The following is a 21033-nucleotide window of genomic DNA, read 5'->3' on the forward strand; positions in this document are numbered from 1 at the left end:
CTGGGGGTAACATGGCGCTCAAGACCAAACTGACCGAGCTTCTGACTATCGACCATCCTGTCCTGTGTGCGCCGATGGCGGGCGTCACGGGCGGCAAACTGGCGGCTGCCGTCAGCGAGGCGGGCGGTCTGGGGCTGCTCGGCGGCGGGTACAGCGAAACCGATTGGGTGATGCGGGAGCTGCGGGAAGCCGGCAACAGCCGCATCGGCACGGGCTTCATCACCTGGGCATTGGATAAAAACCCGTCATTGCTCGACGGTGTCCTGGAACATTCTCCGGCGGCGATAATGTTTTCCTTCGGTGGCATCGAACCCTATGCGGCCAAGGTAAAGGATGCGGGTGCGGTGCTGATTTGTCAGGTTCAGTCGGTCGCCCAGGCGCGCCAGGTCGCGGACCAGGGGGCTGATATCGTCATCGCCCAAGGAACCGAAGCGGGCGGACACGGCGCCGCGCGGGCGACCTTTCCCTTGGTGCCCGCCGTGCGGGACGCCTTGCCGTCGAATGTGGTTGTGGTCGCAGCGGGCGGCGTGGGTGACGGCCGGGGCCTGGCGGCGGCATTGATGCTGGGGGCGGATGGTGTCTTGGTTGGAACCCGTTTCTATGCGACCCGTGAGTCGCTCGCGCCGGAGGAGGGCAAAAAGCGCCTCACCGAGGGCAGTGGGGACGCGACCTATCGCGGGTCGGTCTTCGACAAAGCCCGCGGCATCGACTGGCCGGAACCCTACGACATTCGCACGCTGCGCAATTCGTTCATCGATCACTGGGCGGCGGAAGGATTGCAAGCGATGGATGCCGAGCTTCCTGAAATACAGACTGATTACACCCGTGCCCGCGAGGCCGGCGATATGGATAAATTCGCCACCATCGCGGGCGAAGCGGCGGATTTGGTGAACGACATTCCGCCAGCAGGGGATATCGTCACCAGAATGGTTGCGGAAGCGGAAGCCGCGCTCGGTAGGTTCGACCGAGAATAGCGGCTTGGAAACAGATCAAAGTCCGGTGTTGGAAAGCAATTGTACGTCCTGTATTTTTGCGTTCTATGATTATCTCGGTTCTCGCATTCTGGTTTAGTCACCGAAGAGTGACGAAGATGCGTTCGCGTGAGGAAACGCCTTTTGTGACCCTAAACAGTAAAATTACTGTGGCAGGGTGAGTGGGGAATCCCGCATTCAAGGACGAGTCCGATATGACGATACGCAATCTTGATCCCATCCTCGCGCCACAGTCGATCGCCTTGATCGGCGCTTCACCCAAGGAAGGTTCTGTCGGGCGGATCGTCCTACGGAACGTCGCCTCGAACGGGTTTCAGGGGAAGGTCTATCCCGTCAACCCGAACCATGACGAAATCAACGGGATAAAGTGCTATCGCCAGATAAAAGATTTGCCGGAACCGCCGGATATCGCGGTCGTCATGACCCCCCCAAAGACAGTCCCGAAGGTCATCAAGGATCTCTCCAAACTCGGGACCCGCACGGCAGTTGTCCTGACGGCGGGGATAAACGACAGTAACGGTCTGCGTCAGAAAATGCTGGATGCGGCGAAGCCGAACCTGTTCAGGGTCATCGGCCCGAACACGGTCGGTATGATGGCGCCGCATGTCGGGCTGAACGCAAGCTTCACCCATATGGCGCCGATGCCGGGCAAGCTGGCGCTATTGTCGCAATCGGGCGCGATCGTCACGGCGCTGATCGATTGGGCCGCCGACCGGGATGTCGGTTTCTCGCATATCGTCTCCTTGGGCGATATGGCGGATGTGGACATGGCGGATTGCATCGATCTGTTGGCTATGGACAGGCATACCAAGGCCATTCTGCTTTATTTGGAATCAATCCCAAATCCCCGGAAATTCATCTCGGCGGCCCGGGCCGCGTCGCGCCTCAAACCTGTTCTGGCGGTCAAGTCCGGCCGGCATGAGGCCGCCGCGAAGGCAGCGGCCACCCATACCGGGGCGCTCGCGGGGTCCGACACCGTGGTCGACGCCATCCTGCGCCGGGCGGGCGTTGTGCGGGTGAAGGATCTCGACGATCTGTTCCTTGCCGCGGAAACCATCGAACATTTTTCCTCCATCCCGGACATGCGGGTGGGCATCGTCACCAATGGCGGTGGGGCCGGGGTGCTCGCGGTGGACCAGATGATGGATTACGGCAGCGACCTCGCGGATCTCAGTCCGGAAACCATCGAGGCGCTGAATGCGGTTTTGCCGCCGACTTGGTCAAAGGCGAATCCCGTGGACATCATCGGGGATGCGCCGCCGCAGCGCTACCGCGATGCGGTTTCCATCGTCGCAAATGATCCCGGTGTCGACGCGATCTTGGTCATGAGTTGCCCGACGGCTCTTGCTTCGCCGATTGAGGCGGCGCAGGAAATCTCCTCCATGGTCCAGAAAGGCCAGATCAACCGAAAGCCGGTTTTCGGGTGCTGGCTTGGCGAACATTCCGCAAAGGGAGCGCGCCATGTGCTGCGTAAGGCGGGTGTTGCCAGTTTCGATACACCGGCCCAGGCGGCGGAAGCGATGAGCCTGCTGGAAAGTTGGACCCAATCCCAGCGCTTGTTGACCCGCGTACCGGCTTTTGGCGGGGACGAACCCTCCGGCGACAAGGCAGTCGTGTCTGAGATTTTCAAGACGGTCGCGGATGAGGGCAGGACGATCTTGACCGAGCCGGAGGCGAAGCGCGTCTTTTCCGCCTATGGCATCCCGACTCCGCCGACCTTGGTGGCGAAAGACGTCAAGGAAGCCCGGGAAGTGGCTGCCGAACTTCTGCCGGGACATTCACGCTTAGTCGTGAAGTTGCTGTCGCGGGACATCACGCACAAAACCGATGTCGGCGGCGTCGCCTTGGGCCTGGAATCGCCGGAAGCCGTCGCCCAAACGGTGCAAGGCATGTTGGACAAAGTGGCCCGGACCCATCCGGATGCCCGGATCGATGGTTTCATGATCCAGCCGATGGTCTCGCTTCCCGATTCCAACGAGTTGATCATCGGTATGAAGCACGACGCGACCTTCGGCCCGGTAATCCTCTTCGGCGCCGGCGGCACGGCGGTGGAGGTGCTGAAGGATACGGCAATCGCCCTGCCGCCGATCGACGATGTGCTGGCGGGCGATCTTATCGACCAGACCCGGATCGGGCGTCTGTTGGCCGGCTATCGCGGCCACAAACCGGCGGATCGGGCGATGATCATCCAAATGATCCGGGCTGTGTCCAGCTTGGTCGTCGACTTCCCCTGCGTCACCGGCATCGACATCAATCCGCTGCTGGTCAGCGGGGATCGGGCGCTGGCGCTCGATGCGCGGATCGTCATCGATGTGGACCGTGTCGAAGAACCCGGCCCGAATCCGGACCTGGCGATGACGCCCTATCCGAACGATTGGACGAAACGGGTCACGCTCGACAACGGCATGAAGCTCATCCTGCGGGCGATCAGGCCGGAGGATGCCGCGCTATACCCTGTTTTCCTGGACAAGACCTCGGCGGAGGATATCCGGAATCGCCTCCTGACCTCGGTCTCCCGCCTGACGGATGCGGAAATGATCCGGCTGACGCAGCTCGACTATTCCCGCGCCATGGCTTTCGTCGCGATCATCGATGATGAGGGTGAAAGCAAGGGCGAATTGGCCGGTGTCTCCCGCCTGATGGCGGATGCAGACCATGAACGCGCCGAATTCGGCGTCATCGTGCGCGGTGATCTTCAGGGTCACCGCATGGGTTGGGTCTTGATGGAACATCTGCTCGACTATGCGCGGGCGGACGAGCTTCAGGTGATCGACGGCGTCACGTTCAAGGCAAACAAACGCATGCGGCAAATGTGCGATGAGCTGGGCTTCAAACAGAAGATGTCCCGCGAAGACCCGGAATTGGTGGAGCTTGAGCTCAAACTTTGATGCTGGTGAGCATCAAGGAGATCCTGCTTTTCTCAATTTTTGCAACAATTTTGAAAAGCCCGATGGGCTCGTGATGCACAAAATGCCAAATGCTCCGAAAAAGGCGCAGCGAATTATGACGGTAAGGATTCCGCTGAAATCTATACCCATCGAGGTCATGGAGACCAACTGGGCAATGAGATAGAACGATGCTTGAAACAACATATATACACCAAGCAATACCAGCCCTACCTGCAACAACGTCTCCGCCGTAAGAGGTGAAGTTTCGGGTTCCGGGGAGTCCTTTAGAGGGGCGACAATCTTGGAGCTTATCCATTTGGCTCCGAACCACAGCATACAGGATGAGCCTGCAAGGACCAGAAAGCCGAATACCCCTAGTAAGAACGTTGCGTCGCGCCCTGCAAAATAGGCCTGGATCATCGAAACTATATAGGGCGACTGCAGCAGGGCTTGATAAGCGACCACGATTGCGCCCAGGCGTAGCACAACGTACGCAAAGCTACCTGCATTCATTGATTCGCACCCGTCTCTTTGGCGCCCAATCCGGCTCTTTTAGCAATTGATTGCGGCGACAGAACGCACACTAGGCCGATCAACACAGGAATGAGCTTGTAGATGAGAGGCCAGGAAGAAACCCAGATGAAGTCGAGACGCGTCGAGGTGAAACCTCTCGTCAGAAGTTCAAAAATCTCCAAGAGTAAACGCGGCAAGGCGACCGCCAAAATCAACAATCCGACGACGACCAACGCAACAACCAATAGATCTTTCATACTCAACTGTTTAGAGTGCTTTTCTGTGGTATCGCTTACAGGAGCGGTCACTTTGCGGCTTAACCAACCACCGAAGATCCAAAGGGTTCCGGCCAAGCCAAAAAGAATGATCCGTTGGATAAACCATGACGAGTAAAACTCTAATTCTCCACTAAGCCATGACGCCACAAGTTCAAGGGCGTTGGGGATATCGGTCACGATCACGCAAGTTATCAGAACGGCGCCGAGACGTAGGAATACGAACGCCAAATTCTCCGGTGTCATTTCTCGTGCCTATCCTTTGATTGCAAAGAAGTTCATGATTTTGCCAGGACGCATTGGCGTTGTCATTGTTTGCGGTCGCAATCTTCGGAATGCTTACCGATCTATGATCGCCGTCCCCGCCGCCCAGCCGGATGACCAGGCCCATTGGAAATTGTACCCGCCGAGCCATCCGGTGACGTCCACAACCTCACCGATGAAATAGAGGCCGGGGACGGTTTTCGATTCCATGGTTTTGGAATTGAGGCCCGCCGTGTCGACGCCGCCGACGGTGACTTCTGCCGTTCGGTAGCCTTCCGACCCCGCCGGGCGGATCTCACGGGCCTGTATGGTCGTGGCGAGTGCAGCGAGGACCTTGTCACCGATATCGGCGATGTTGCGCTCCGCCAGCCCCGCATGTTCGGCAAAGGACTGAGCCAGCCGTTTGGGCAGGTAGTCCGATAGGATGGTCGCCAGATGCCGTTTGCCGTTCGCTGTCTTCTGCCGTTTCAGCTCAGCCAGCAGGTCGATATCGGGCCGTAGCGCCAAGGTGACGGGCAGTCCTTCGCGCCAATAGGACGAGATCTGCAAAACGGCGGGACCGGACAGACCGCGATGGGTGAACAGCACGGCTTCCCGGAACCGTGCCTTGCCGTAGGGGCCGCCAGAACAGGAAAGCGCCCCCTCGCAGGACAGGCCGGAGAGGGCTTTGAATTCCTCGGTCTCATCCGGCGTGAAGGTTAAGGGAACGAGACCGGCCCGAATGCCTGTCACCGTGTGATCGAAATGGCGTGCGATCTCATAACCGAAGCCCGTGGCGCCCATCTTGGGGATCGACTTGCCGCCGCAGGCGATGACAAGGTTCCGGCAGGTTACAGGCACACGTTGACCGTCTGTCTCAAGCGTCAGCGCGAAGCCGGGGTCGGTCTTGGAATAATCGACCAACCTTGTTTCCAGCCGCATTTCCGCACCGGCCTTGTCCATCTCGTCCAACAGCATCCGGATGATGTCCTGGGCGGTGGTATTGCAGAAGAGCTGCCCCAGTGTCTTTTCGTGGTACGGAATGCCGTGGCGTTGAACCAGGGCGACGAAGTCCTGTTGCGTATACCGGCTGAGCGCCGATTTGCAGAAATGCGGATTGGCGGACAGGAACCGGTCGGGGGCGGTTTCCAAATTGGTGAAATTACACCGCCCGCCGCCGGAAATGCGGATCTTCTCCCCCGCCGCTTTGGCATGGTCGATCACCAATACGCGTGGGCCGCCTGGTTTCGCGGCATGGATCGCACACATCATGCCGGCCGCGCCGGCGCCGATGATGACAGTGTCGTATTGCATGGGTTCCAACCGCAGGCGCTCCGCTCATGAGGGTTCGGGTCGGTAGCTATAGACTTTGGAACACCTCCGCAATCGGTGAGGCAAGCGCCGGCGACGCCACGGTCAACCCGATGCGCAATATCGTGGACAGGTTCGTTCGAATATCCGTCAGGCCCAGTTGTTCCATAAGGGATTGGCGGCCTTCCTGACCGCTCTCGCGGACGGCGCCGCTGATATCGCGCAGCAGAACGATAAGGCCGGGCGCGAAAGTGGCGATCAGGGTCATGGTGAACATCAGACCCGATGCCGTGGAAATCTCGCCCGCGAAATCGCTGTAGATCTTATAGATGCCGGGGTCGGGCGCATCCTTTGCCGGGACGGCCAGCATTTTCGGCACGATATGGAAATAGGCGCGCGCGGTCAGGGTCGAGGAAACGAGGATCAGGCTCAAAACGGCCGCATAGGTCTTCAGCGACCGCAGGCACGCGGCATAGTCTTGTTCCCACCCCTCGGTGCCGAAGGCTCTACGGGACTGAACATCGTGGTGGAAATTGGCGGAGGCCAGGGTCACGCACAGAATACCGAAGGAGGTCGGGCCCAGGGTTCCCAAGGAAAGATAGAGCCAGGGATCGCCGTCTTGACCGGTAAATTGATCGGCGAGGCCGGCAGCGGTCAGGAAATTGTAGAAAGGGGTCATGACCAGATAGGCGAAAGCCGCATCGATCGTGTCCCCGGTCCGGTCGGGCGTCAGGACCATATAGGCAAGAACACCGACGGTTCCGACGATAATGGCGACAACGGTGGCAAGCCGTGGCAATACTTCCCGCGAGGCGCGTTTCGTGTGCCCGACAAGCAGGGTGGCGAAATAGGCCGCGACGGTCATGCAGATCAGAACATGGGCAAAGACCCACCAGCCATATTCAAGGGTTACGATCCCCAGTCGGGCGGACGGAAACGGTTTCAGGATCGCCGGGCTGAACGCCTCAGAACTGGTCAGTCCCTTCAGTTCTCCGTCGCCGGCGCCGAACAGAGACAAGATGCTCGTGAACAGGACCAGCGGAATCACGGCCGCGACGATGGCCAATACCCATTTGATCCATTGTTTCATTTGGTCCCCGCCAATCTGTTGTCTGCGTCCTTGGCTACCACACTAACAGTATTCTTTGATATAGCGGTTATTGTCTGTCAAAAGGCGGCAGCGGTACCGTTCGGGGCTTGTGGCAGAATTCCAAGGCCCGGGGAACCGAAATGGTGGCTTGCATCTGTGGGGTTCCTCCCGTATATCCCCGCGGTCGCGCGGAGGCAGAGCCTTCGGGCGGTAATGTGTATGCGGTTGGTGGGGCCGGTTGGGTATGCCTCATCGCCGATCGATAGATCGCCGGACCCGGATTCTTCACCGGTCATCCGGCCCCCGCCCGAAACGGCGGGGCAGATAAAAAGGAGATCGAAATGCCCAAGCTGAAGAGCAAGAGCTCCGCGAAAAAGCGGTTCAAGGTCACCGGCACCGGCAAGGTGCGGTTCTACAGCGCGTGCCTGCGGCACAACACGTCCAATCGTCCGCAGAAAATGAAGCGCCAGAACCGCGGCGGTCAGATCATGTGTGATTCCGACGCCAAGGTCGTCCTGGACAATTGGTTGCGCGGCCGCTGAGGCCCGTTCCCGAACGCATATTTCGAGATTAGGAGCACAGAACAATGGCACGCGTGACCAACGGCAAGACGCGCCAAGCACGTCACAAGAAGATTTTGAAGGCTGCGAAAGGCTATTACGGCCGCCGCAAATCCACCATCCGCGTTGCAATGCAGGCGGTGGAGAAGGCAGGTCAGTACGCCTATCGCGACCGTCGCGTCCGCAAGCGGGATTTCCGCAAGCTGTGGATCCAGCGTATCAACGCTGCCGTCCGCCAGGCGACCGACAATGAAATGACCTATGCTCGCTTCATGGACGGCGTGCACAAGGCCGGTATCGAGCTGGACCGCAAGGTTCTGGCCGACATCGCCGTGCATGAGCCCGATGCGTTCAAGGCCATCGTCGATCAGGCGAAAGCCGCGATCGCGAAATAAGGTATCGCGCTTTAGGGACTTGCCTGGGCGTCTCGGCCGGCCGATGGCTTGCCAAGACGCGGGCGAAACCGCTAAACAGCCCGTGGCCTTCCACGGGCTGTTTTTGTTCGACCCCTTCGTTCGGTCCTTTTTGATCGTTCCACGAGTATTCAGGCAGGTTCTGGAAGAATGACGGCAATTGATGTTGAGGCGTTGAAATCGGAGCTTCTGGAAGAAGTTTCGTCCGCTGCGGACCTTGCGGCCCTGGATTCGGCGCGGGTAGGAGCCTTGGGCAAGAAGGGCAAGATCACCGCCGCCATGAAGGGGCTGGGCGGCCTGTCGCCGGAAGAACGCAAAACGACGGGGCAGGCGCTCAACGCGGTAAAGGACGCCGTTGCCGAGGCGATCGACGCTCGCAAGGCAGACCTGGAAGCCGCGGCGCTTCAACAACAGCTCGAGTCGGAAAGATTGGACGTTTCGCTGCCTGTCCGCCCGGAATCTCGCGGCAAACTGCATCCGATCAGCCAGACCATGGACGAAATCGTTGCGATTTTCGGCGCCATGGGGCTTTCCGTCCGCGAAGGGCCGAATATCGAAGACGACTTCCACAATTTCACCGCGCTGAACATTCCAGCCGAACATCCCGCCCGGCAGATGATGGATACGTTCTATCTGCAGGACGAGAACGGCAATCCGGATTTCGAGAAGGTGCTGCGCACTCATACCTCGCCCGTTCAGGTCCGGACGATGCAGAGCGAAGAACCGCCGATCCGCATCATCGCGCCGGGCCGTACCTACCGATCCGACTATGACGCGACCCATACGCCGATGTTCCATCAGGTTGAAGGCTTGGTCATCGACAAGCACATCACATTCGGCCATCTGAAAGGCTGCTTGCAGGAATTCTGCGACGCCTATTTCGAGGTGGAAAACGTGCCGCTGCGCTTCCGACCCAGTTACTTCCCCTTCACGGAGCCGAGTGCGGAAGTGGATATCGGCTGTTCCCGCGAAGGCGGCGAATTGAAGATCGGCCATTACGACGATTGGCTGGAAATTCTGGGCTGCGGCATGGTGCATCCGAAGGTGCTGCAGCATTGCGGCATCGATCCAGAGGAATACCAGGGTTTCGCTTTCGGGATGGGGATAGAGCGGATCGCGATGCTGAAATACGGCATCCCGGACCTGCGCACCTTCTATGAAGCGGATATCCGCTGGCTGAAACATTACGGTTTCGTGCCGCTGGAAGTCGCCAGTCTGGAACGCGGGCTGACGCCGTAAACCGCGTAGCGGTTTACGCGCCACAACCTTCCGACAGTATCAGCTTTTTGGCGCCGGCATGATCGAGCATGTCGTGGTGCCATGCGCCAACAGCTTGCCGCTTTCCGACATCAACTTGCCTTCGGCCGTGGCCGTGGTGCGGCCGCGATGGATCAAGGTCCCGGTCGCCCGGATGATGCCGGTATGCGGCAGGATCGGTCGCACCATGTTCACCTTGGCTTCAACCGTGATATAGGCCTCGCCCGGCAGCAGCGTGGTGTGGATGGCGCATCCCATGCAACTGTCCAGTACCGTCATGGCATAACCGCCATGCACAGTACCGATCGGGTTCAAGAGGTGTTCGTCCGGATCGGAAGCGAAGACCGCGCGCCCCTCTTCAACTTCAACCAACCGCATCCGCATCGGGCCGGCGATTGGCGGGATGGGATAAACACCGTCCCGGACACCGGTCAGGAAGTCCATCCCGGACATCGAGAACACTTCGGACACCGGCAAAGTGCCGAGTTCATCTGCGCCGGGCGCGGAAAAGACCTTTTCCATTGTTCTACCAGGATAGCGGTTCTGACAGTTGGAGACGCGTAAATATCTGAGTGCGAAGCCGGGGGAAAGCTTAAAAGCGACGCGATCCAGCACGCGGTGCCATTGAAAGGGTTGAGGGCGGCGGTGCCAGACCTCTCTCATAACGGGCAATAGACCGGCGCATGGTTCATGCGTAGCAATAGTGTTCTTCACCAAGACGGGAGACACACAATGAATCCATTCAATGCATCATTTCTAATGTCGGAGCTGATCGACGAGGCTGAAGAGGCTGGAATCCGTATCTCGTTCCGCACCGATATTGCCGCGCTTTACAGGCTGGAGAACGAGTTGACCGGTAAGGCGCTATCGCCCCTGTTCCATCCTGGGAAGTTTGATCTCGTTTCAGATCGTGTTTTTTGGATCCACGGGACGAACGAGGAAGGTCGCACCGTGCATGTCCAGGCATCGAAATTGGACGATACGGGCAGGAACAACCTAGAGGAGTTGCTGCAGGCACAACTCGCCCGCTGCTTCCATTCTGACCCACCGCTGACCAATGGTTCGCCGATGCGGGCGTTGCAGGGTCTGTGCGCCTATCATGGGGATACCTGGGTCGATCGGGACCTTCGAAAGAACGGTCTGGGACCGCTGCTAACCAAGATAGGGCTGCTTGCAACCTTCATCCGCTGGCAGCCCGACTATGTCTATGCCTGGTTCGAAAACCCTATCATGTATGGCGGGTTTGGGGTGCGGTCATGGTACACCAACTTCGCCCGTGTCGGGCAGCACTGGCATAAATGGATCCTGCCGCAGGAGTTCTTCTCGTGGATGTCCCACGAGGACATGATCAATTTAATAGAATTGGAGACTCCGCGAAGCGGGCTAAAACACCTACCGCGTTAAACTCGTTGAAACGCACGGGGAACACGTAGCGGAAAAACTCCACTGAGAACTTCGTACCGTAGACGTCGATCGGCGCACGCACCCGCTGCGCAATCGGCGTCTCGGTGCGGCTCACGATCCAATAGTCACGGTTCAGCGTTTGCTCGAAGGCGCTGTCCGGCAGGCCTTCCTTGCCCTGGGCATCGACGCAGAATTCCTCGCCGTACAAGTCCCCGACGACCGACTTCGCCCCACAATAAAGATAACGCGATCCGTTATCGCCGACCGCATGGAGTTGCAAGAAAGGCAGAAAATCTTCCAACTCATTCTGGTTCAACGAGAAACGGCCTTTGGACGTGGCATACCAATCCAGGCAACGCCGGAACAAGACGTCGTCGACCTCCTCCGGGGAGGTCAAGGTGAGCCTTTCCATTGGGACGTCCGTCAAGGATCTAGTCGCCTTTCCGCGCAAGGTCCCGGAAACCTTCGATGAACCCGATCAGGTCGCGCATTTGCCGATTGTTCAGTTCGTTCAAAGACATGACGCCGAACTTGTCTGAAATATAGGCCCGAACGAGCGGCGCCAATTCAAAATCTTCGGATAGGGCCTGAATCTTAGCAGCATTGCTGTCGAGCAGAATGCTGAGGATTTCCGACGAAACCTGTGTGTGTCTATTGACCATTGAGTATCACACCGTTGGTGAACAAGAGTGGCCGGAACATAATCCACTAAACCCAAACGGGCAAACACCGTGTTTCGGTTGCGGCCCCTTTGGTCACACCGGCAACAGCCTGCTCAGGAAGGTCGAACGCTGGCGGTCTTCTTCCTCCAGATGGACGAAATGTTCGTACATCAAGGCAATCAGCCGGGCGCGTTTCTCCGTAGAGATGTTGACGTCGAACTGCGACAAGCGTTCTTCGAGATTTTCGATGACCATTGCCAGCAAATCGTGATCGATCGGGCCTTCCTGCTCGACTGTCGGCCGGTGTTCCTCGCCATAGGCCAACCAATCCATGCCGACGCCCGCCGCCGATGCCAGGGCGCGGACGGTGAAGAAAGTCGGCTTCGCCTTACCGTCGATGTATTTGGTGATCATCTCCGCCTTTACATTGGCGATCAGTCCGGCGCGTTTGCGGCTGCCGATTTCATCGACAACCTGCCGCAGCCTGTCCCTGAATCCGGTGTCCTGGGAAAAATCCTCTGGCCATAAGGCCGTGTCGACCTGGACGGGCCGTTCCTTCGTGGTCGTACTCATCTGCTGTCTACCATTCCCCCTGGTTGCGGGCCCTCGCATGAACACGGATCGCCGGATGCCCAAAACCGATTTCCAAACCATAACTATGGTCGCTGATGAATGCGATGACAACCAACCGAAAGTATAGCATCGAATGCCGACAATAGAGGGTTACCTAACGTCTGTGGATTGAAAAGCCGTGCCGCGATGCATTAGTTTAATTGGAATAGTTGTTTGGTGGGGGCGGCCGGCAGTATGCGTGGCGGGATCACCCCTGTTGTTTAAACCGTATTGAATAGTGGCGTTTCCCGTCCCATGAAAGTTCATCATATTTCCCTCTCCGAAATTGAGGTACGCGATCGACTCCGCCCGGCCACGCCGGAATATGTCGACGGTTTGGCCGGTGACATGGACAAGCGCGGCCTTCGTTCTCCGATTGAAGTGAGCAAAGAGCCCGACGAACAACACTACATACTGGTAAGCGGTCTGCATCGGTTGATGGCGGCGCGGCAGCTTGGTTGGGAAACCATCCCGGCCTTTGTCGTCTCGGGGTCGAATGAGGAGTTGCGGCTGGACGAATTGCTGGAAAACTTGCAGCGGAACGAGTTAACGCGGTTGGAGCGCTGTCTTTTCGTGGCGGAATACCGCCGACTTATCCAACAAAGTCGGCCCGAGACCCGCCGTGGGGGGGATCGAAAGAGCGGTGATTTCCACCAAAGTGCAGTTGATGGCACTTTGACAAGCTGGTGGGACGACTTGGCGGTGCGATCGGACCGGTCGCGCCGAACCATCATGCGGGAAGCATCCGTGGGTGAGAAGTTGGACCCGGTAGCGGTTTCCAAATTGAGTATGTCGCCCGTCGCCGACAATCTTGGCGAGCTGGAGGTCCTCAGTAAATTCGATGGGGCGAAACAATCGCAGATCGCTGATGTCCTTGCCACGACCAATGCGCCTGTCCCCACGGTGGGTGCTGCGGTCCGGGCCATGGAGAAGAGGGGCGATTCCGAGGAAACCGAGGGTCCGGATGACCTTGCCTATAACAAGCTGCTTTGGCATTGGCGGTCGGCCAGCGCAACGGTGCGCCGCCGCTTTATCGTCCATGTCCTGGAAGAGAAGGATTTGCCTTGAACGGGGACGTCTCGTCACTGGCTGGCTGCCTTGTTTCGCGCGCCGGGCCTGTTTATAAGCCCGGGACGCCTTATGTTTCAGGCGTCTTCAGAAAGCATTCCACGGTCACGGCAAGCACATGAAATTCACACTCTCCTGGCTCAAGGATCACCTCGATACCGACGCTTCGGTGCGAGAAATCGCCGATAAGCTGACCTCCATCGGGCTCGAGGTAGAATCCGTCGACGACCCTTCCGCGGGTTTGGCGCCGTTTGTCATCGGTTACGTGGAAGAGGCACGGAAGCACCCGAATGCAGACCGTCTGCAAGTGTGCATGGTGAATACCGGGTCCGAAATTGTCCAAGTGGTTTGCGGCGCGCCAAATGCGAGGACCGGCATGAAGGGCGTTTTCGCACCGGCCGGGTCACACATTCCGGGTACCGGTATCGACCTGAAATCCGGGGAAATCCGGGGGGAAGCATCAAACGGTATGCTGTGCTCCGAGCGTGAGATGGGCCTCAGCGACGAGCATGACGGCATTATCGAATTGGCTGCCGATGCGCCGGTTGGAACAGGCTTCGCCGCGTTCGCCGGTCTGGACGACCCTGTTTTCGAGATCGGCATTACCCCGAACCGGGCAGACTGCCTGGGTGTCTATGGCATCGCACGCGACCTTGCCGCGGCGGGGTTGGGTACCTTGAAAGCACCGGATCTGGACCGGATCGACGGTGTCTACGACAGCCCGTTGACATGGGAAATCGCCGATGAAGCAGTCGGCGTTTGCCAATATGTTGCCGGTCGGCATTTCCGGAACGTGAAGAACGGGCCGAGCCCGAAATGGATGCAGCAGCGCCTGAAGGCGATCGGCCTTCGCCCGATTTCGGCCCTAGTGGATATCACAAACTATGTGACCTATGACCTGGGGCGGCCGCTGCACGTCTTCGATGCGGATAAGGTCAAAGGCAATCCGACCATGCGGTTCGCCCGCGACGGCGAGAGCATACTGGCATTGGATGGCCGCGAATACGCGTTGGACGACAGCATGCTGGTCATTGCGGACGAAAACGGTCCGGAAGGGATCGGCGGTGTGATGGGCGGCGAGGTTTCGGGCTGTACGTTGGAAACCACAAACGTCTTTCTGGAAGTGGCGCTTTTCGATCCGATCAAGGTTGCGGAGACGGGCCGAAAGCTCGGCATCAACTCCGATGCCCGTTACCGCTTCGAGCGCGGGCTTGATCCGGCATCCGCGGAATGGGGCGTTCAGGTCGCCACGCGACTGATTCTGGCGCTTTGTGGCGGTGAAGCCAGCCAGGAAGTGAATGTGGGTGAAGTTCCGACGCTGGACCGCAAGATCGACTTGCGGATGGCGCGCTTGCAAAGGCATAGCGGCATAGAAGTGCCGGCGGCTGAGGCGGAAGCCATTCTTTCGCGTCTTGGCTTCGGCACGATGCGCGACGGGCAGGTCATCACGGCCGATGTGCCGGGATGGCGGAAAGACGTCGAAACGGAATATTGCCTGATTGAGGAAGTGCTGCGGATTTACGGGTTCGACAAGGTCCCGGCAGTCCCCCTGACGCCGGAAACGGCCCTTCCCACGCCGGCGGTCAGCAACGAACAGCGGCGCGTCGCCTATGCGAAAAAGATTTTGGCGCAACGGGGTATGTTGGAAGCGGTGACATGGTCCTTCATGCCCTCGGCGCTGGCGATGAAATTCGCGGATGAGGACAATTTCGATCTTGCTGAAATGACGCTTGCCAACCCGATCAGTTCGGATCTGGACGTCATGCGTCCCAGTATTTTGCCGAATCTCATCCAAGCCGTGGTTCGCAATGCCGACCGTGGCCAACCGGATGGCATGCTGTTCGAAGTTGGCCCTGCCTTCCGGGACCCGTCGCCCAAGGGGCAAGACACGGTTGCCGCCGGTATCCGGGCCGGAAAGTCCGGCCCCCGGCATTGGGAGCATGCGCCGCGGGATGTTGATGCGTTCGACGCCAAGGCAGACGCGATGGCGGTTTTGGAAGCGTGCGGCGCCCCAGTGCAGAACCTGCAAGTCTCGACCGATGCGCCGGCTTGGTATCATCCCGGCCGGTCCGGCGGACTGCGTCTGGGACCGAACGTGCTTGCCTGGTTCGGTGAATTGCATCCTGGCCTGGCGCGGCAGATGGATATTAAGGGCAAGGCCGCCATTTTCGAGATCTTCATGGACCGCATTCCGCAACCGCGGTCGAAAGGCGGCGGTAAGGCGCGCCCGCTGTTAAAGACTGAGAATCTTCTGCCGGTCTACCGGGACTTCGCATTCCTTGTTTCTTCCGGTACATCCGCCGATGCCTTGGCGCGTGCGGCTGCCGGTGCAGACAAAAAGATGATCACGGATGCGGCGATTTTCGATGTCTATACCGGTGCCGAACTTGAGGGGCAGAAATCCGTGGCCGTCACCGTGACGATCCAACCGACGGACAAGACCCTGACGGATGAGGACATCGACGCGATCGCCGGCAAGATCGTCGCGAATGTCGAAAAGCAGACCGGCGGGAAGCTGCGCGTCTAGCACGAAAGCGCGTGTGAACGGGCCCGGTTCCATTAGGAACGCGGCAAGGCTGTGTTCAGCGTCTCCTCGATTGTAGATAATTGCGGAAACCCGCAGTATTTTTATAAAATTACAATCTTCGATTTATTTTCTTTAAGTTGACACCCGCTATTGTTCCTTATCGGAATTCGAAACGATGGGTTAAGGCGCGGGGCATGATCAATGAGTTGAAGACTGTTCGTTTTTTGACGGCGCTGGACGGCAAAGCGAAGGAAGCCGGTGTCTCGATCGAGATGTCGACGGATTTTGTCCATCTGCAGCAATTGGTGGACGAGTTGGACGGGCGGGACCCGCTTTCGCCGATTTTCGATTGGCGGAAATGCCGTGTCGGCGCAGAGAACGCTTTTTGGATCAAAGGGGTGAACGATACAGGCGCGTGCGTATTGCTGCAGGCCGCGCGGATCGACGATTTGGGGAACAAGAACCTCGCCGAGCACATCGCGGAGAACAGGGACCTCATCCACACGCCTTATTTCAAGGCAGACACAAAGAACTCCATTTTTGACGAGTGCTACTATCTTGAACGGATCACGGGCAGGGTCGTCTACGCTGGTGAAACTTGGATTTCGCCAAATGGCCCGTATCGCGGCGGTGGATTGGCGTCTGTATGTTCAGGCTTCGCCTTCGGTCTATCCCTGTTGCGATGGCGGCCGGACTATATGTATGGCACGGCAACGCATTCCCTGATGGTGCGCGGGATTGCCGCGAAATACGGCTACTATCACCAGCATCCCAAAGGCCTTCGTTGGCGGCGGGCCGATGGGAAGGGGCATGTGGATGAATGGATCGTTTGGATGGACCTGAAAGATCTGGCCGATGCTACGGGGTCTCTAGAAACGGAAACGCCACATTTGGCAGCAGATCGGTAAAAACCTGCACGGCAGGCACGTGGTGTCCGCTGGGCACCGGCAGCATGAGCCGCTGATACTGTACCCAAGCTGAAATCCCGCTCGGCAGTTCCAGATGGCCGACAACAAAGTCCACCCTTGGCTTGAAGGTGCGCGCCACGTCCCGGTATTCTTGGTTCATCCGGGCTTCATGACGATTATGCGCGCCCAGTTTGCGGGAATTGACGCTCAATGCTTCTGCCTTCCAATCCTCGCCGTAGTACCGAAGAATCGGCGCCTGTGTTCCGACATAGCTCAGCCGGAGGGTGTCGTCGTCATCGTCGGCTGACGCCAGGACAGCGCGCGTGCCGGCAAGTTTCCAGAAAGCTTCCTTTGCTTCCGGGCATTTCTTCTCGATCATTTGGCGCCAAAGCGAAAAGGCCAATCTTCCGAACGGTGTGACGATGTTCCCCTCGGTCGGCTCGGTTTGCCGTATGAAAGTGGTCGGCAGGGGGACCAAGTTCCCGGCGGAAGACAGTGCGCGAAAGCGATCCGCTGCGCCGTGTGGGGAATATACCCGCTCGATGCACCACCCGCCCATGTCGTAACAAAGAAGGATAACTTTTCCAGGCGACTCGTTGCGCAGCCTTTGTTCCGTGAAACAGGCGGCACGGGCGCTGAGGCGCATTGGGTTCCATCGGATGACGAAGAAATGTGAATCCCGAAAGGTCGCAACCCCACCCTGACTATAATCAAGGGCCAAGGGGAACGGGGCGACGCTAAGATTCAGTGCGTGTGGATTGAGTTCCGGCATCAAATCCACGGCGAGCGTTTCAACGCCGGATGCATGGATCCGGGATGCAACGCCAAATCGCGTGTCGCTGATCCCCCCCACAAGATTAGTCGTCAGACTGGTTGAGCCAATCATCTGCGGCACGCCTCCCCAAGCGCCATACAAATCAAAACCGCGAGCAAAGAAAATGTTGCACGGTTCAAAAAAACAAGCAAACGCAAAAGCTTATAGCACACATAAGGCGATGTTCATTAACACTAATAATAATCAAAGGTAGCAAAATCGTCTTTCCGTCAGGCCCCAATCAACGTCGGGAGGTTTTCAAACATGGAGGCACGGTGTCAGGGTATGGCGTTCGTATGACCTATGTATTTGGTTGCCATTGGCGAGCGTTGTTGTAGGTCGCCGCCGCCTCGAGTAACTTCATTGGTAGTTTGTGCGTGGCGTTCGGAATTGAGCGGTTTTGGGAAGTTTCTTTTCGTTTTCCTTCATCTACGTATGTTTCTACTGGCCTAAATAAGTAAATCACAGTAAATCCAAATAACGGAGAGTGAGCGAATATTTGATGAGTGAGGAGATCGGTGCGATGGACGGTTTCACGATAGGAGCGGATTCCCTGCGGAATACGGGGCGATCCACGGCTTCGTCACCGGAGGAGGATGTCAAATCCGCCCGAAAACTGTCATACGCTGTTCCTTGTTCATCACGCTTCCGAGACGCTGTTCTAGAGATGGCCGCGGACCGCGAGGTCAATGTCGGCGACCTGGCGCGGTCGATCATGCTGACCTTGTCGCCGGACGCCATTAAAGGCGCCACGGATCCGGGAGAGCCGGAAGAAAGCGACCGCGAAACCGTCGTGCTGAAATCCGGGCCAAGTGCGGGCAAGCCGTGGCGTCGGAAGCCCCGTCTGCAGGTCAGATTGCCGGCAGGCCATGATGTCGTCGATATACGAAAGGCGCTGGGGATTGCTTTGGACCTGCATGGCGGAGATTGCGAAGTCCGACTGGAATCGGCGGCCGCCCCGGAATGGCCTGAAATCGTCCATGAATTGGAAGAGAAAGTCGCGCGCCTTCAAGTAACGATCGCGACATTGGCTTTCGAACCCTTGGCGAACGGCGTGCGAACGCAAGATGAAGCGATGCATGTCTTGGGGTTCATTCCAGGCACCCGTCCAGATTCGAAAACAATCAAGGCGCGATACAGAATGATGGCGGCAATACACCATCCGGATAGCGAATTTGGCGACCACGCGCGGATGTCACAGATAAATCAGGCCATGAGTTTGCTGAAAAACGGCCTGCTTTAGCCTACGCTCTCAGGCAAGCGCCCAATACAGGGCCCTGGCAGGCATGCTGGGGCCTTTTGCATGTCCGAGACCATTCGGGCGCATGAGAAACGACTAAAATCCATATATGCTTCAGAATATAGCGTCATCAGAACAAAAATCGTTTGACTATGCGTTTTACGAATATTATTCGTGCCGCAAATACATTGTGCGCAAAAAGGTTGCTGTGAAATGCTTGAAACCATGAGTGATCGGATAAGACAAGCCCGGATTTCCGCCGGACTGACACAAACGGAGTTGGCTGGGCGACTTGGGGTTACCCAATCGACGGTGAACCGCTGGGAAGGCGGCCGACACGATCCTTCGCGGGAAATGGCAACCCGCATCGCGGAGGCCTTGGATGTCACGACACAATGGCTTGAAATGGGCGAAGGCGATCCCGGAGAGCGGCCGCCGACCGGGGCCGCAGGTGGGGTGGAACATCGCAAGCCGAAAACCGCTGACCTTTTTTCCCCCCTACTGCGTTATGTCGACAATCCGGTCATTGCCTATCAAGGGGTCCCGGGCGCCTATTCGCATCTTTCCTGCACAGAGGCTTTCCCGACCTTGAAGCCGCTGTCCTGTCCCAGTTTCGAGGACGCCTTCGCGGCGGTCGAGACCGGCCGTGCCGGACTGGCTATGATCCCGATCGAAAACAGCTTGGGCGGGCGGGTTGCCGATATCCACCATCTGCTGCCGGAATCCAGCCTATACATTGTCGGTGAACACTTTCAGCCGGTACATCACAACCTGCTCGCGCCGAAAGGGGCGACCCTGGAAGGGATCAAGGAGGCGCGCAGTCATCCCCAGGCCTTGGCACAGTGCCGTGAAACTCTGCGTGAGTTGAAGATCAAGCCGGCGAGCAGGGCCGATACGGCAGGTTCCGCCGCGGAAGTCGCTGAATTGGGCGACCCAACAATCGCCGCCGTCGCGTCAAGCCTTGCTGCGGAATCCTACGATCTGGATGTGCTTCGCAGTCGGATCGAAGACCGGATCGGCAATGTAACGCGGTTTGTCATCATGTCCCGTACGCGGATCGAACCTGATCCGCTCGATGGCCCCTCAATGACCAGTTTTGTTTTCACCGTGCGCAGCGTGCCGGCGTCACTTTACAAATCCATGGGCGGATTTGCGACCAATGGCGTCAACATGATCAAGTTGGAAAGTTATATCTCCGTCGCGGACTATTCGATTGCGCGTTTCTATGCCGAGATCGAGGGCCACCCGGCGGAACGTCATGTGGATCGGGCGATGGAGGAACTTCAATACTTCACAACCCGCGTGAAGATGTTGGGCACCTATAAGCAGAACCCGTTCCGTTTTCTGGACTGATGAATAGGGGAGAGGGCTCGCCGAATCCTGCCTTCTCCCCGCCCTGACGGGTATAAAATGCAACGCCACCCCGGCCTGGGGCGTTGGTCTCCTAGAAACGATAGGAGGCGTGACATGGCCAAACAGAAGAAATCCGCCAAAAAGGCACAGACGGCTGAACCCGCGCCCCAAGGTCTTGGGGAAGCGATGGAATCGCTGGTGATGGCTGTCTATGGCCAGAAACAGCAACAGACCGCCGCGGCCTTGTTGGACGCGTCGAGCGCGGTTGAAGCCGCTGCGGAAGACCTCAAGCTGCACGATCGTCGCGTTGCGGCAGAGCATACGGAAGCAACCGCCGACTGGCTTGAAACCGCGGCCCAAAAAGTCATCCGTATGGAACCGGGCGAGGTGACGGACGTCCTTGCCGATGCCGCCGACAAGCATCCGGCCCTATTCATCGGTACCGCGGCGCTCGGCGGGGCGGCACTGGTTCTTTGGCTGCAAAGCATCAACCGGCGTGCCGCGACTGCCCAATGACAGAACATGCCGATCCGACGCAAGGCGACCGGATGCAGGACGAACCGGCGCAAGAAAGTGACGTGGTCCGCACGGTCCAGCAAACGCTGACCGAAGCGGCGGATGCGATCCTGGACGCCGTGAAATCCTATGCGTTGCCGCATTTCGCGCGGTTGGAACGGCATATCCTTTACCGTGCGGCGGGCTTTTCCCTCGCCGTCCTGGCAGCCGTTTGGGGGGCAATCGCATTGACCCTCGCGGCCGCTCAGATCCTGCCCCTTTGGGCATCGTATTTATGCGTATCAGCGTTCCTCGCCGTTGGGGCCGCCAGCGCATTCATCATCCCCTCCCTGGGTAACGGCAAGCGGATATCCGGGAGAACAACTCATCTCGAAGGAGGTAAATGAA

22 protein-coding genes are annotated in these 21033 nt (G+C 58.2%); 13 read left to right on the plus strand and 9 right to left on the minus strand.

From position 1 onward, the window contains the following. The first annotated feature begins 11 nt into the window (after positions 1–11). Entirely contained in the window at positions 12–974 is a 963-nt protein-coding gene (locus tag EOI86_RS15265; protein ID WP_127766023.1) for an NAD(P)H-dependent flavin oxidoreductase, read from the plus strand. A 212-nt stretch (positions 975–1186) separates the two neighbouring features. After that, positions 1187–3880, plus strand: a complete 2694-nt coding sequence (locus EOI86_RS15270) for a bifunctional acetate--CoA ligase family protein/GNAT family N-acetyltransferase (protein ID WP_127766024.1) — start codon at positions 1187–1189, stop codon at positions 3878–3880. A 12-nt stretch (positions 3881–3892) separates the two neighbouring features. Here the strand turns inward: EOI86_RS15270 and EOI86_RS15275 are convergent, their stop codons facing one another. The 4 genes from EOI86_RS15275 to EOI86_RS15290 form a co-directional block, all read right to left on the minus strand. Next, complete coding sequence (locus tag EOI86_RS15275; RefSeq protein WP_127766025.1) at positions 3893–4393, minus strand: hypothetical protein; 501 nt, start codon at positions 4391–4393, stop codon at positions 3893–3895. Next, positions 4390–4914 (minus strand): hypothetical protein, encoded by a 525-nt coding sequence (locus EOI86_RS15280; protein ID WP_127766026.1) that lies wholly within the window; start codon positions 4912–4914, stop codon positions 4390–4392. Before EOI86_RS15280 ends, EOI86_RS15275 begins: the two co-directional genes overlap by 4 nt. Positions 4915–5007: 93 nt before the next feature. Next, entirely contained in the window at positions 5008–6225 is a 1218-nt protein-coding gene (locus tag EOI86_RS15285; RefSeq protein WP_127766027.1) for a BaiN/RdsA family NAD(P)/FAD-dependent oxidoreductase, read from the minus strand. 46 nt (positions 6226–6271) lie between these two features. Continuing rightward, entirely contained in the window at positions 6272–7312 is a 1041-nt protein-coding gene (locus tag EOI86_RS15290; protein WP_127766028.1) for a hypothetical protein, read from the minus strand. Positions 7313–7653: 341 nt separating this feature from the next. Here EOI86_RS15290 and rpmI point away from each other — a divergent pair, with 341 nt between their 5' ends. The 3 genes from rpmI to pheS all read left to right on the plus strand — a co-directional run bounded on the left by rpmI (position 7654) and on the right by pheS (position 9524). Then, positions 7654–7854 carry a 50S ribosomal protein L35 gene (rpmI, locus tag EOI86_RS15295; protein ID WP_127766029.1) on the plus strand — a complete coding sequence of 67 codons (201 nt, stop codon included), beginning with the start codon at positions 7654–7656 and terminating at the stop codon, positions 7852–7854. A 44-nt stretch (positions 7855–7898) separates the two neighbouring features. Beyond that, complete coding sequence (rplT, locus tag EOI86_RS15300) at positions 7899–8267, plus strand: 50S ribosomal protein L20 (RefSeq protein ID WP_127766030.1); 369 nt, start codon at positions 7899–7901, stop codon at positions 8265–8267. A gap of 168 nt (positions 8268–8435) precedes the next feature. After that, positions 8436–9524, plus strand: coding sequence for a phenylalanine--tRNA ligase subunit alpha (gene pheS, locus EOI86_RS15305; RefSeq protein ID WP_127766031.1), 1089 nt, complete (start codon positions 8436–8438; stop codon positions 9522–9524). A gap of 39 nt (positions 9525–9563) precedes the next feature. Here the strand turns inward: pheS and EOI86_RS15310 are convergent, their stop codons facing one another. Beyond that, positions 9564–10064 (minus strand): PaaI family thioesterase, encoded by a 501-nt coding sequence (locus EOI86_RS15310; protein ID WP_127766032.1) that lies wholly within the window; start codon positions 10062–10064, stop codon positions 9564–9566. A gap of 210 nt (positions 10065–10274) precedes the next feature. Here EOI86_RS15310 and EOI86_RS15315 point away from each other — a divergent pair, with 210 nt between their 5' ends. Then, the gene (locus tag EOI86_RS15315) at positions 10275–10946 is read left to right on the plus strand and encodes a hypothetical protein (RefSeq protein WP_127766033.1); all 672 of its coding nucleotides are present in this window, start codon (positions 10275–10277) and stop codon (positions 10944–10946) included. Here the strand turns inward: EOI86_RS15315 and EOI86_RS15320 are convergent. The 3 genes from EOI86_RS15320 to EOI86_RS15330 form a co-directional block, all read right to left on the minus strand. Further along, complete coding sequence (locus tag EOI86_RS15320) at positions 10891–11358, minus strand: hypothetical protein (protein ID WP_127766034.1); 468 nt, start codon at positions 11356–11358, stop codon at positions 10891–10893. The two genes, EOI86_RS15315 and EOI86_RS15320, sit on opposite strands and share 56 nt — an antisense overlap. A gap of 19 nt (positions 11359–11377) precedes the next feature. Next, a complete protein-coding gene (locus tag EOI86_RS15325; RefSeq protein WP_127766035.1) occupies positions 11378–11608 on the minus strand; it encodes a hypothetical protein in 231 nt (76 codons plus the stop codon). Between the two features lie 93 nt (positions 11609–11701). Continuing rightward, positions 11702–12181 carry a helix-turn-helix domain-containing protein gene (locus EOI86_RS15330; RefSeq protein ID WP_127766036.1) on the minus strand — a complete coding sequence of 160 codons (480 nt, stop codon included), beginning with the start codon at positions 12179–12181 and terminating at the stop codon, positions 11702–11704. 294 nt (positions 12182–12475) lie between these two features. On the opposite strand from EOI86_RS15330, the gene EOI86_RS15335 reads away from it, so the two are divergent. The 3 genes from EOI86_RS15335 (at position 12476) to EOI86_RS15345 (ending at position 16723) form a co-directional block, all read left to right on the plus strand. Further along, positions 12476–13288, plus strand: a complete 813-nt coding sequence (locus tag EOI86_RS15335; protein WP_127766037.1) for a ParB/RepB/Spo0J family partition protein — start codon at positions 12476–12478, stop codon at positions 13286–13288. Between the two features lie 118 nt (positions 13289–13406). Then, the gene (gene pheT, locus EOI86_RS15340; RefSeq protein WP_127766038.1) at positions 13407–15815 is read left to right on the plus strand and encodes a phenylalanine--tRNA ligase subunit beta; all 2409 of its coding nucleotides are present in this window, start codon (positions 13407–13409) and stop codon (positions 15813–15815) included. A 194-nt stretch (positions 15816–16009) separates the two neighbouring features. After that, positions 16010–16723: a hypothetical protein gene (locus tag EOI86_RS15345; protein WP_127766039.1), complete on the plus strand. Its 714-nt coding sequence runs from the start codon at positions 16010–16012 to the stop codon at positions 16721–16723. Here the strand turns inward: EOI86_RS15345 and EOI86_RS15350 are convergent. Further along, positions 16674–17609, minus strand: coding sequence for a hypothetical protein (locus tag EOI86_RS15350; protein ID WP_127766040.1), 936 nt, complete (start codon positions 17607–17609; stop codon positions 16674–16676). The two genes, EOI86_RS15345 and EOI86_RS15350, sit on opposite strands and share 50 nt — an antisense overlap. A 430-nt stretch (positions 17610–18039) precedes the next feature. Here EOI86_RS15350 and EOI86_RS15355 point away from each other — a divergent pair, with 430 nt between their 5' ends. The 4 genes from EOI86_RS15355 (at position 18040) to EOI86_RS15370 (ending at position 21032) form a co-directional block, all read left to right on the plus strand. Next, entirely contained in the window at positions 18040–18780 is a 741-nt protein-coding gene (locus EOI86_RS15355) for a J domain-containing protein (RefSeq protein WP_240035686.1), read from the plus strand. Positions 18781–19002: 222 nt separating this feature from the next. Continuing rightward, positions 19003–20130 (plus strand): prephenate dehydratase, encoded by a 1128-nt coding sequence (locus EOI86_RS15360; protein ID WP_161973851.1) that lies wholly within the window; start codon positions 19003–19005, stop codon positions 20128–20130. Positions 20131–20244: 114 nt separating this feature from the next. Next, entirely contained in the window at positions 20245–20646 is a 402-nt protein-coding gene (locus EOI86_RS15365; protein ID WP_127766042.1) for a hypothetical protein, read from the plus strand. Continuing rightward, the gene (locus tag EOI86_RS15370; protein ID WP_127766043.1) at positions 20643–21032 is read left to right on the plus strand and encodes a hypothetical protein; all 390 of its coding nucleotides are present in this window, start codon (positions 20643–20645) and stop codon (positions 21030–21032) included. The genes EOI86_RS15365 and EOI86_RS15370 overlap by 4 nt, the downstream gene beginning before the upstream one ends. The last annotated feature ends 1 nt before the right edge of the window (position 21033 follow it).

Origin of the sequence: Hwanghaeella grinnelliae (assembly GCF_004005845.1) — a bacterium.
Lineage (GTDB): Bacteria > Pseudomonadota > Alphaproteobacteria > UBA8366 > Aestuariispiraceae > Hwanghaeella > Hwanghaeella grinnelliae.